We start from the raw sequence: 11,191 nt of genomic DNA, 5'->3' as shown, positions 1-11,191 counted from the left end.
CAACAGCAAGATTTGATTCAAGGCTTAACTGGTTTTCATTGGTGGATTCAAATCGAGGCTTAATCATAAGTAATTTACCGAACATGATATAACTCCCCCGATGCCTTGGGGGAGAACCGGATATTTCCCCCCTTTTTAAGGCAGGGCTGTTTCATTTCACAAAGGATAAGAGTTTGTCAATATCATTAGAGGTAAATCTTTGGGCTGAGGTGATGGAAGAATAACCATTTCGGCGCCAAATATTGAGTGCGATGCCGTTCGTAGAGCGTCTCGTAGAGAAGGCGGGCTTTTCTGCAGAACGCTACGCGAACGCCTACGTTCCAAGTACTGATAGATTTGCAGGGGCGTTACCCTTACGTATAGTCGAATGATCTTCATTAAAAATCACATCCTTAAACGGCAGTCGCCTCAAGTCGGGCTTTGCCGCCCACAGCGCTACCTTCCCAATGAAGACGATTCTCAATCCCCCAAACCGAATTTGCCTGACCGACTTTTGCAAGAGGTCTATTGCTTTGCTGTGCTACTTTGCATTGGCTTGGCAACATTTTATCAGAGGTTGTTTAGCTAAATTCTCTAAATCTACGGATTTAAGCAAATTCATCCACTCCACGGCTAGAGTTGGATCTTCAGGTTTGCTAAGATGTAATTCAGCCAAAGTAGTCAAGGCATCGTACCAAATACCATTCTGGGCATAAAGGTTTACCCGTTGCTGAGGAGTTGCTTGCTTCAAGCTATCTACTAATTTAGGATTTAGATTGACCCGTTGCACCCATCCTTCTACATACTCCTGTTCTACGGGTTGTTGTGGATTGCAAATAACTTTTATCTTGAAAAACCAGTGATACATCTTGTTTACTTGCAATGGGGAAGTATTTGCACTTAAGGGAATGCTAATAATTCCTGGTACTTCTGGTATTGTTACTATTGTTCGGTAAAGGGTTTGACTTGGTTTACCTGACTCATCTTTGACAACAAACTCAATGGAATCAATTAGGGATTTTTGATAGGGGACAAAAAACCAAAAAGTTGGATATTCCTGATTCGTCAAGCCCCAAACTTTAGTAACAGAAACAGCTTCTGTTTGTCCTTGTTTAAGTGTTTCTTCGTATACAGGTGTAAGTGCAATAGCAGACTGATTACTAACACCACAACCACGACTTGCAGCTCCTCCGCGATCGCCTGCTGCACCCCTGTCTGGAGGAGGCGGAGGAGGCAAAAATTTCTTAGGAATGGCGGCAACTGATGTCATCCAAATCATTGGAGAATAGCCGATAATTCCCAACAAAGTCGTTCCGAATGCAGCGATTAATTGTATTTTTTGCCAATAGCTTTTCATAAAACCTCCTAACTACTGCCTGCTAAATGGCGATTTTCATGTTTCCAATTGGCGTTATTATTAATTTTTAAATTTTATGTTTAAGTAAGTTGTAGCTATTAAACTATTACCTATTAAAGCCAACATAGCAGGAATCAGGGGAACCCAACAGCTATATACAATTAAAAATATAAAACAGCTAACGTATAAACTGATTATGGCTATTCCTCCTGCCAAGCTTAAGTAAATGAATCGGTGCAGATAAGCAGTAAACAAACCGCCTAAAAAAGACCAACCCCAAATCCAAATTACCTCACCCCAAAGTGGCCAAATCCACAACAGAGGTTGTCCGTCCAAAGCAGCACTGAGCAGTTGACTAACCATCTGGGCTTGTAAAAATACTCCTGGTATTGCCTGTAATTTTCCTTGAGGAGTGATGTAGGGAGTTAACCAGTAATCACCAAAAGTTTCTGCTGTTGTGCCAATAATTACTATTTTGCCTTTGACTGCATTGGCATTTAGCTTACCCGTTAGCACTTGTTGTAAGGTCATACTTGGTGCGTTGGCGTTGGCGTAGCCTCTCGTAGAGAAGCCTGCCGAAGGTATCGCTTCTGGTGAAGGAGAAGAACGATAATTTAATAAAATTTGGTGTCCAAAAGCATCAACTCCTTGATAACCTCCGGTATGAGCTTCTATTGGTTTAAATGTCACCTTCCCTAATTGCCACGCGCCATCAGAGTTAAATTGCAACCGAATTCCCTTGGTGTACAGGTAACGCAGCGCAAGTTGAACACTCAGGGCATAGGGCGCAGTACAAGGAGATGAGGGCGAAGGAGTTAACGCTAACAGATGGCGACGCACGACATTATCTGAATCTATGGCAATATCGCTAAAACCTAGATTCTGTGAAGAAAGTTCTGGGGGTGGTTTTACACCTGGTTTTCTGGCTTGGGAATCGCTGAGTTGACACACCCCCACAAAGCGATCGCTTTTTCGCATCCTTTCTGCCAATGCTGGATAATCCTTACCGACTGGATAATCTCGGTATATATCCAAACCAATAACTTGTGGTTGATATGTCTCTAATTTTTCTAACAGTTGGGCAAGTGATTTGTCTGACAACGAACCTTGAGGTCTTTCCCGTTTTTGCGCTTGCACATCTTCTTCAGTCACAGTGACAACCAATAGGCGTGAGTCTGGTTTTTCAGGAGGACGCAAACGTACCAGTTGGTCAAATGCACTTAACTCTAATGGTTGCAGCACGCCCAAATACCGTATCCCGATTAATATTCCAGTTACTACCATACTCGTCAGTAAAATCAATGAGAAGCCAAGCCGATTTGTGATTCCTCTAACAGGCGTGGTTTGAGACAAAGATGCAGGAAGATTGGGTGTATTTCTAAACAATTCCCCCCAATTCAATGGCATCTCAGCCGGATTTTGAAAGATCACAGGCAACCATGTAGCGCAGGGAAATTGGTTTTCTAGTCCCTGTAACCTTTCTCGTGCTTCCCTGACGGCTAAATACAACGAGCCTCCCCGCGCAAAGGCTGACAAAAAATACTTTAAAAACTGCTGCGCCACGCGATCTGGTACAGGCTCTCGCATCACAATAATTTGAGGAATATGTAAATCTGCAAACTCCCATGCCAATCCCAAGCCATCACAGGAATTGAAAATCGCTAGTTGTAGACCTCGTTCTACTGCCTTTTTCAAGGCATACTTTAACTGGCTAATTGTTAGACTTTCTGTTTGATTGATGTAGATTTTTCCTGTTTGATTCGTTTCCTGAGTGAAACTATGTCCGGCGAAAAATAGAATCTGCCAATTCTGCTCCCATAGCTGGTCAGTCAGATCAAGGCATTGTGGTTCAACTAAAAAAGTGATATCTGTATTGGGTAACAAATTAAGCAGCGCCTGGTCTGCTTTGGTATCAATACCTTGACTGTTACCCAAAATCGCTAAGATTTTTACTTTGTCGTATATAGTTGCTATGCGCTTAAGGTTGACTTGTTCGTAGGCAGGAGCGCTCAGGGCTATTTCTGCCTGGGGATAGCGTTCTAGCAAATCCCAAAGATGCCAGGGGAGTTTCTGTAATCGGAGGTCTTTGGTTTGTAAAAGCATCCGAATATTATCCGCAAGCATGAGTTTTTCTAACAATGTCTCGCGGATAGAACGAAAGGAATCGGAAGCAAGCCAAGTATTAAAACTTACTTTAAATTCCTCACTCACCTGCTGGCAGTATTCTAGGCTGGGGACTTGGTTAAGTTCTTTAGGTAAACCAATCGGACGAGATGGCAACCTTAAATTACGATAAATAGATTGCCAACGGTGATAATCGCGGAGAATTTCTGGGTTGGGGGGAAGCTCACCTGTGATTTCCACAGTCGGACGGACATTTTCATCGCCAATCTGTAGAGTCACGGTAAACCCTTGTTCAAAGTTTCCCTCCCCTAACTTTAAGATGATTAACTTGTCCACAGCTAGTTCTCCCTAGATGTTGAGTTGTATCTATGTGAGGTACACCCGATGGGTGTAAACTTAAGCTCAAACTCTTGTCCCACATACGCTTTACCCTACCCTAACCCTCCCCTTTACAAGGGGAGGGAACTCGATTTCTGGCTTCCCCCCAATGCATCGGGGGGATTGAGGGGGGTAATTCGACTTGTGTGTACACCGTAGCCCCAAAGCATCGGGCAGGGGCGGTTTTGGCTTTAGACAAAACCGGGGTGAGGTGACGCTGTGAGTAACCATAAGTGAATAAACTCAATATCACGTCTTGACAAGGGTTTCACGTTAAATTAACACCTATGGGCACTGCCGTGCCCTTACACCCTGCTATATATATCTTGGTTGCTAAACGAATTGGTTGCTGTGTGTAGTTAAATTCAGTTTAAGAGTAAATAATAGAGGCTAAACGTGAAGATTTTTGAAGGTAATACTTAAAACCGCAAAATTTCTCGGTCATAGTCTTCAGGTGTGGGTTCTATTTCCCAAACTAATCCTTCTCCTAGTTCCAAAATTACTTCCAAATACAACATATCTACAGGAGTTGTTGCCGTATCTTGATTATTTTCAAAAGCTTGTAAATCTTCCGTTAATAGTCGGAGCTTAAACCCAGCCGGAATTTGACCATCAAGAGTTGTACTTCGCAATTCAAAACGCCAAACATAGTTCTCAGAAGCGCTTTTTGGGAAAATGCGTAACTCGTATGTTTGCTCTGCAATTATTATTTGCCGAGACAAGCCAAGAACTGGTTCTGCACTCCGCATTCCCGTAGGTACAACAACGAATTCTCTTTTTTCCCATCCCCACTGTTGAGCTAAATTGGCTACTCCTGTCTGTAACCATTGCAGAATTGACCACTGTATGAGTAAACCCTGACGCAGTTCATACAACTTTTTTCGCCAACCGCTATGTGCCAAGAGCGCACCCCAAAGTGAAAATGGAACTGCCAAACGCGGGAATTTCACATCGGGATCGCCCAATCTTTCTAAGAGGTTTTCTGCCTGGATTTTGGCAATAGAATCTAAAGGTGCAATCTCGGCACGTAAGGCTTCTGGCCGATTAAGTTGGCGTGTAACCCACAGCACATTAATATCTGGAATTAAATCTTCACTTTCCAAGCTGTAAGTGCGATCGCCAGCATCATAAACCCCTTTTGTTTTCAGAATTTGATGGGTTGTGTAGCCAAAAATCTTCATCCAGCCATCATCGGGATTAACTTGTACTGCTATGTAATAGTCAGCAACCCACTCTGGTATATCTACCCATTCCTGCGGTACGCGTAACTCATCGTCATCCATAGCGAGGGTGGGAATTAATACAAGGCGATCGCCATCGAAAGTAATAGCTGTGCCATTGACTACTTCCCAAAAACTCGGCAATGCCGCACAATTAGGGTAAACCCTGGCGGTGGCAGCAATTTCCTCCTGGAACCAAGGCAAAAATGCTTGCAAGCATTTTTGATTTATCCACCCACGTTGACAAGCACCAACTGTTGAGTATGGTTGTTCTTGCTCCTTTGGAGATTGGGTAATTTCCAAGTATAAATGCTGTGAGTCAATGGTGAATGGGGGAGGTGGGTTCAACATAAATAATTTGAGAATGGCTCCATATAAAGACCATATTAGAGAGAGGGAGAGACAAAATTATTTCTTGTCTGCTCATTAAATCTGGGTATGGCTATATTGGACTTTGAGCCATTCCTCTAAACTTGTGTTTATGGCATCTACTACGTCGGATTTAGGGGAAATATGCAAGGTGTTTTGACTCCATTGCGTTAAAGTTAAAAGCAATGACTTTTTAATGCTGCTAAGGCGACGGGAAACAGTATATTGTTTAATTTCTAACTGTGCAGCAATTTCTTGTTGAGTCAGTTGTTGAACGTAGTAAGCTTGTAGTACTTTTTGAGACTTAGCATCGAGTGCAGCGATCGCTTGAGACAAAACTTGGTTTAACTGAGTTTGCTGCGATCGCATATTCACAGCTTCTTCCTGCTCAATAATTTCCGTTAGTAAAGATGTTTGCAAATCTACAGGCAATATATCGAATAAATTACCCTCATCTTCTTTGAGGGGAGCGTCTGCGGAAACAAACTTAGGATAAAGGAAAGTACGGGCAGCTTTAGCAGCAGATAATACCCAGGTTTCTATGGTTTGCTGATTGATTGCGGCAGTGGGCGAACTCAATCGGCCCAAACGTTCTGCATTATAAAGATGACTAATAGCTTCCCAAGTCCGAGCATCTGGTTTGGTAAGCTGACGAATTTTTGTATTGTCACCTGTGTAGAGTTCCTTAAAGCATTCCCAGGCTAAAACATAACTCTCGATGCTTTCGGCGTTAAATCCGGCATTTTGTAATGACTGCACTAGTCGTTTGCGGCTGAGTTTGTGCAATAATGCCCAGTCTGAGCAAATGTCTGCTTCCCGTTGTAAGCGCAGTGCATCTTTGATAATCGATTCAAAAGCTAATTGTGCGTAAGCTTTTAAATGCGAACTGTATTCAGGATTAAAAGTTTTGAGTATTTTGTTAATATGAGCGATCGCCATCTGAAAACAATCTGCTACAGACGACTGTGTGAGAAAGTTGAGGGCGAATGTTCTGGCAGTCCAATAGCACACCTCTTGTAAATAAGCAGAAATATGTGCTTGTGCCATAACACTAGATTCAGTCTGCCAAACTCTATACCAGTAAAGTGCCCAAAAGGTATCTGATTTCTCAGTTGACGACTCCAGGCAAACTTTCATACTGCGTCGCAGTTTGGCATCTGTTGCCCAACCACTAAATTGGTCTACATCAAATTGCACAAAGGTAGAAAAGATTTCAACAATGCCCTGTCGGGGTTGCATGGAATACTTGCCGATAGCTGATTTCAATTATAATACAGCCATACAGCCAAAAGTTCATTCCTTGCTGCGTAAGGATTTTACAGATTTTTCAAAATTTTTCCGATCCAAGTGCATAAAAACTAAAAGTCATCGTAGAGAGTGATATGCAGAGAAGTTCATTTAAAAAGATGCTTTCTTTAGGGAATAGCGGAATCATTGAATAAGTTCGTCAAATACAGAACAAAATTTCGATAGTTATATCCACAAATTATCCCACAAATATGCAACTTCTTAAAAGTTACCTAATTATCTCTGCATGACCTAATTAACAAAGAGAGAAAAACCATGTTAACTAATCAAAGCTGCCTAGAATCTTTTGATTTGATTGAAGAACTTGACGAACAAGCTGCTGAAACAATTAGTGGCGGTTATGAAGTTTTTAGCATTAAAAACACAGTAGGATTTGACGTTAACTTTTCCTTAGATGATACGTCATTTACACTGCCTGCAAATGAAACATGGATATATACCGCTTACAGCGGAGGAACTATTGAGTTTGACAGTGATAAGCGAGGTGGCTACGAGCAATACAAAACATACAATTTAGCTGATGGAAAAGTATATGAGTTCCAAGATAACCCAAGTCCTGGCAATCCATATGATTTCGATATCTATTCCGTAGCTTAATCTGCAATTCTCAAGTGGATTTACTGATTTGAAGTTCTAAGGTTAGATTGTCCTGTCTTAGTTGAAATCAAAGAGTCACTACTCAAAAATCTGGGCTAAGAAGCTGAATAGAATATAAGGTCGGGGCAAGTGCCCCGATTTATTTATGCATAAAGATTTGCCAGATTTTTCAAAACAGTTCTGCTCTAAATGCATAAAAACTCAAAGTCGTCGTAAAGAGTAATATGCAGAGAGGTTCACCTATTAAGTACTATAAAAAAGGTGTAAATAAGGTGAATTATAATTTATCTAATTATCTCTGTATTGGGCATTTAATTAGTGCCTAATTGGTAACTTTTCTAAGCTTTTTGTGTAAGCTTCAACTGCATCCCTGATCTATCGGGGTGAAAGCCTCGATATCTCTTTCTCCCTTGCTATTCGTCTTGAAAATGAAATACCAGATAGTTCTACAACACAGTGAAGAAGACTGCGGTGCTGCAAGTCTTGCAACCATTGCCAAACACCACGGACGCACATTTACCCTCAACCGCGTTCGAGAAGCCGTAGGCACAGGTTCTAGAGGAACATCCTTGCTGGGATTGAAGCGAGGAGCAGAAGTACTAGGATTTAATGCCCGCCAAGTAAAAGCAAGCCAAAAGCTAATTTCCTGCTGCGTAAGGATTTTACAGATTTTTCAATAATTTTTTGAGCCAAGTGCATAAAAACTAAAAGTCATCGTATAGAGTGATATGCAGAGAGATTCACTTAGTAAGTACTAAAAAATGTGCGAACAAGGGGAATGAAAATTTATCCAATTATCTCTGCATGAGGCATTTAATTACTGCCTAATTGGTGACTTGTTACTTGGAGGTAAAACTTAATTCTATAGTTATTGAGCCAACTTTGATGTTGAACTTCCAAGTAACAAGATCGTCTGGAAAAAGTATTTCCAGAAATTTAAGTCAATTACAATCAAGGAGAAAAACCATGTTAAATATCGACAAAATCCGTTCTAACAATTCTGCTGTTGATCAAGAACAACTGTTCACCGAATTAACTCTCGAAGAAGGAGCCGTGATCGAAGGTGGTGTTCTCTACAGTCTCGGCAACAAAGCGGGTTTTACCGTCAACTACACTATTAACGGACGAAAGGACTTTTTGTTTTTTAATGATGAAAGGCAATATGATTTCAAAAAACCACCAATTGTTAGCTTCGACCAAAAGATTGGACCTGGCTATGAAGTAGTAAGCATATCACTATCTCCAGGAAACAATAACTTTGATACCAGTGAAGGTTATTTAATCTTAGGTACTGATGTTGTACCTAACATAACTACTGGTTCTACAGAAGGCCTTGCTGATACCTAATACCTAACGATGCTGCTTTTTAGCCTCTGAGTCAAGCGAAAGTAGTTATAGCCAAGCAGTCACAAGTCTGAACTGATATCATGTCCGGCAAATTACTTGTGATATGTCATTGCGAGTGCAACAAAGTGGAACGAAGCAATCGCAAGACCTCTGCGATTGCTTCACTTCGTTCGCAATTGACTTGTGTTTAACCGGACATGATATGACAAGCTAAACGCTCAATTAAGTCGAGTCAAATGACTCGACTGTATTTTTTCACCCATAAATAATTGCACCTGAAAATGAAATACCAAATAGTCCTTCAACACAGTGAAGAAGACTGTGGTGCAGCGTCCTTAGCCACCATTGCCAAACACTACGGACGCACATTTACCCTCAACCGCGTTCGAGAAGGCGTAGGTACTGGTTCTAGAGGAACATCCTTGCTGGGATTAAAGCGGGGTGCAGAAGTACTGGGATTCAACGCCCGCCAAGTTAAAGCCAGTCCCCAACTAATCGACCAATTAGATCAAGCTCCTTTACCAGCCATTATCCACTGGAAAGGCTACCACTGGGTCGTATTATACGGGCAAAAAGCCAAAAAATACGTCATCGCTGACCCTGGTGTTGGTATTCGTCATCTTACCCGTCAAGAGTTAATGGCGGGTTGGGGTAATGGCGTAATGTTACTGCTGACTCCAGACGACAGTCGTTTTTATCAACAAGAATCAGATAAAATTGGCGGTCTGGGAAGATATCTGCAACGGGTTTGGCCTTATCGCTCTATTCTCGCTCAAGCGATCGCTATTAACATCGCCATTGGACTGCTTTCTTTGGCATCTCCCTTCATGATGCAACTCCTCACCGATGATGTCTTAGTACGAGGTGATACCCAACTATTAACCACCGTCGCCATTGGCGTTATCACCATGAACTTAATTAGAAGCGCCATTAGTTTAGTCCAATCTCACCTCATCGGTCACTTCGGTCAAAGATTGCAATTAGGACTAATTCTAGAATACGGACGCAAACTCTTACATTTACCTCTATCCTACTTTGAAGGACGACGCAGTGGGGAAGTTGTCAGCCGCATTGCCGATGTCAAAGCCATCAATAACTTAGTTTCCCAAATTGTCCTGGGATTACCCAGTCAATTCTTTATTGCTGTAATTTCCTTGGGTTTTATGCTCTTTTACAGTTGGGAACTAACTCTCGCTTCCATAGTTGCATTTATGATTGTCACGGGTGTTAACCTGCTTTTCTTACCCGCGATGCGCCAGAAAACCCGAAATTTAATTGTTTCAGGTACAGAAAATCAAGGTTTTTTGGTAGAAACATTTCGCGGCATCCAAGTATTAAAAACTACCCAAGCCACTCCCCAAGCTTGGTCAGAATACCAAGGAAATTATGGTCGCCTCGCCAATTTGGGCTGGAGTATGATGAAATTGGGACTGTATAGCAGTACAGTTACTGGTATTCTTTCTACTTTCATTAGTATTGGCATCCTTTGGATAGGTAGCTATTTAGTCATTAATCGCACCTTAACAATCGGTCAATTAATGGCATATAACGGCATGAGTGGCAACTTTCTTGGCTTCTTAGGTGCTGCCATCGGCTTAGTAGATGAGTTTATCACAGCCCAGATAGTCCTGCAACGCATGACAGAAGTTATTGACGCTACACCAGAATCCGAAAATGATTTTAAAAAGCCTTGGGCACAAATTCCTGGTCATGCAGATATTACTTGCACTGAACTTAACTTTCATCACGCAGGTAGAGTTGACCTCCTACAAGATTTTTCCTTAACTATTCCTGGCGGTAAAGTCATTGCTTTAATTGGCAAATCTGGCTGTGGTAAAAGTACCCTGGCAAAATTGATGACTGGCTTATATAAAGTCGAGTCTGGCAATATTCGTTATGGTTTTTATAATCAACAAGACCTATCCTTAGAATGTTTGCGTCAACAAGTGGTATTAGTTCCCCAAGAACCCCACTTTTGGAGTCGTTCTATTATTGATAACTTCCAGTTTAGCTATCCCCATATTAGTTTTGAAGAAATTGTCAGAGCTTGTCAAATTGCAGGTGCAGATGAATTTATTAGCAAACTCCCTGATAAATATCAAACTGTTTTAGGAGAATTCGGAGCAAATCTTTCTGGTGGACAACGCCAAAGATTAGCCATAGCCAGAGCCATAGTTACTCAGCCACCGATCTTAATTTTAGATGAATCCACGGGGGCACTCGACCCAGTAAGCGAAAGACAAGTATTAGATAGACTTTTATCCCATCGTCACAATCAAACGACTATTTTAATTAGTCACCGTCCCAAGGTAATACAGAGGGCAGATTTAATTGTATTTTTAGAACAAGGACGCTTAAAAATCCAAGGTACACCAGAAGAATTGCGCTCTTTACCTGGCGAACATTTAGATTTTTTAGATGATATTTTTCCCTCTCATAATGGGTTGGCGCTGATATCTTCCCCGGCTCATCATAACGGTAAGACTGCCACCATTAATTAAGATAATTCGTA

General features: G+C 41.6%; 8 protein-coding genes and 1 pseudogene. 4 read left to right on the top strand and 5 right to left on the bottom strand.

What is annotated here, in order from left to right:
- Window positions 1–392: 392 nt before the first annotated feature.
- The 5 genes from V7K60_RS15355 to V7K60_RS15335 all read right to left on the bottom strand — a co-directional run bounded on the left by V7K60_RS15355 (window position 393) and on the right by V7K60_RS15335 (window position 6,666).
- Window positions 393–545, bottom strand: coding sequence for a hypothetical protein (locus tag V7K60_RS15355; RefSeq protein WP_334926727.1), 153 nt, complete (start codon window positions 543–545; stop codon window positions 393–395).
- Window positions 521–1,336, bottom strand: coding sequence for a DUF928 domain-containing protein (locus tag V7K60_RS15350; protein WP_334926726.1), 816 nt, complete (start codon window positions 1,334–1,336; stop codon window positions 521–523). Before V7K60_RS15350 ends, V7K60_RS15355 begins: the two co-directional genes overlap by 25 nt.
- A 60-nt stretch (window positions 1,337–1,396) precedes the next feature.
- Window positions 1,397–3,796, bottom strand: a complete 2,400-nt coding sequence (locus V7K60_RS15345; RefSeq protein WP_334926725.1) for a CHASE2 domain-containing protein — start codon at window positions 3,794–3,796, stop codon at window positions 1,397–1,399.
- A 461-nt stretch (window positions 3,797–4,257) separates the two neighbouring features.
- Complete coding sequence (locus tag V7K60_RS15340) at window positions 4,258–5,409, bottom strand: DUF1822 family protein (protein ID WP_334926724.1); 1,152 nt, start codon at window positions 5,407–5,409, stop codon at window positions 4,258–4,260.
- 75 nt (window positions 5,410–5,484) lie between these two features.
- The gene (locus V7K60_RS15335) at window positions 5,485–6,666 is read right to left on the bottom strand and encodes a sigma-70 family RNA polymerase sigma factor (protein WP_334926723.1); all 1,182 of its coding nucleotides are present in this window, start codon (window positions 6,664–6,666) and stop codon (window positions 5,485–5,487) included.
- 324 nt (window positions 6,667–6,990) lie between these two features.
- On the opposite strand from V7K60_RS15335, the gene V7K60_RS15330 reads away from it, so the two are divergent.
- The 4 genes and pseudogenes from V7K60_RS15330 to V7K60_RS15315 all read left to right on the top strand — a co-directional run bounded on the left by V7K60_RS15330 (window position 6,991) and on the right by V7K60_RS15315 (window position 11,180).
- Window positions 6,991–7,332, top strand: a complete 342-nt coding sequence (locus tag V7K60_RS15330) for a hypothetical protein (RefSeq protein ID WP_334926722.1) — start codon at window positions 6,991–6,993, stop codon at window positions 7,330–7,332.
- Window positions 7,333–7,760: 428 nt separating this feature from the next.
- Window positions 7,761–7,976, top strand: a pseudogene (locus V7K60_RS15325) (cysteine peptidase family C39 domain-containing protein); the annotation flags it as partial.
- 322 nt (window positions 7,977–8,298) lie between these two features.
- Window positions 8,299–8,679, top strand: coding sequence for a hypothetical protein (locus V7K60_RS15320; RefSeq protein WP_334926720.1), 381 nt, complete (start codon window positions 8,299–8,301; stop codon window positions 8,677–8,679).
- Window positions 8,680–8,960: 281 nt separating this feature from the next.
- On the top strand, window positions 8,961–11,180 hold the full coding sequence (locus V7K60_RS15315; RefSeq protein ID WP_334926719.1) for a peptidase domain-containing ABC transporter: 2,220 nt from the start codon (window positions 8,961–8,963) through the stop codon (window positions 11,178–11,180).
- The last annotated feature ends 11 nt before the right edge of the window (window positions 11,181–11,191 follow it).

The organism is Nostoc sp., assembly GCF_036917555.1.
In the GTDB taxonomy this organism is placed as follows: domain Bacteria; phylum Cyanobacteriota; class Cyanobacteriia; order Cyanobacteriales; family Nostocaceae; genus Nostoc.
This window is presented reverse-complemented; position numbering and strand designations above follow the sequence as displayed.

Excerpts from the sequence above, each read along its gene's own strand:
- V7K60_RS15330 (WP_334926722.1), top strand. The coding sequence starts at position 6,991 with ATGTTAACTAATCAAAGCTGCCTAGAATCTTTTGATTTGATTGAAGAA.
- V7K60_RS15340 (WP_334926724.1), bottom strand. The coding sequence starts at position 5,409 with ATGTTGAACCCACCTCCCCCATTCACCATTGACTCACAGCATTTATAC.
- V7K60_RS15335 (WP_334926723.1), bottom strand. The coding sequence starts at position 6,666 with ATGCAACCCCGACAGGGCATTGTTGAAATCTTTTCTACCTTTGTGCAA.
- V7K60_RS15320 (WP_334926720.1), top strand. The coding sequence starts at position 8,299 with ATGTTAAATATCGACAAAATCCGTTCTAACAATTCTGCTGTTGATCAA.
- V7K60_RS15315 (WP_334926719.1), top strand. The coding sequence starts at position 8,961 with ATGAAATACCAAATAGTCCTTCAACACAGTGAAGAAGACTGTGGTGCA.
- V7K60_RS15355 (WP_334926727.1), bottom strand. The coding sequence starts at position 545 with ATGTTGCCAAGCCAATGCAAAGTAGCACAGCAAAGCAATAGACCTCTT.
- V7K60_RS15350 (WP_334926726.1), bottom strand. The coding sequence starts at position 1,336 with ATGAAAAGCTATTGGCAAAAAATACAATTAATCGCTGCATTCGGAACG.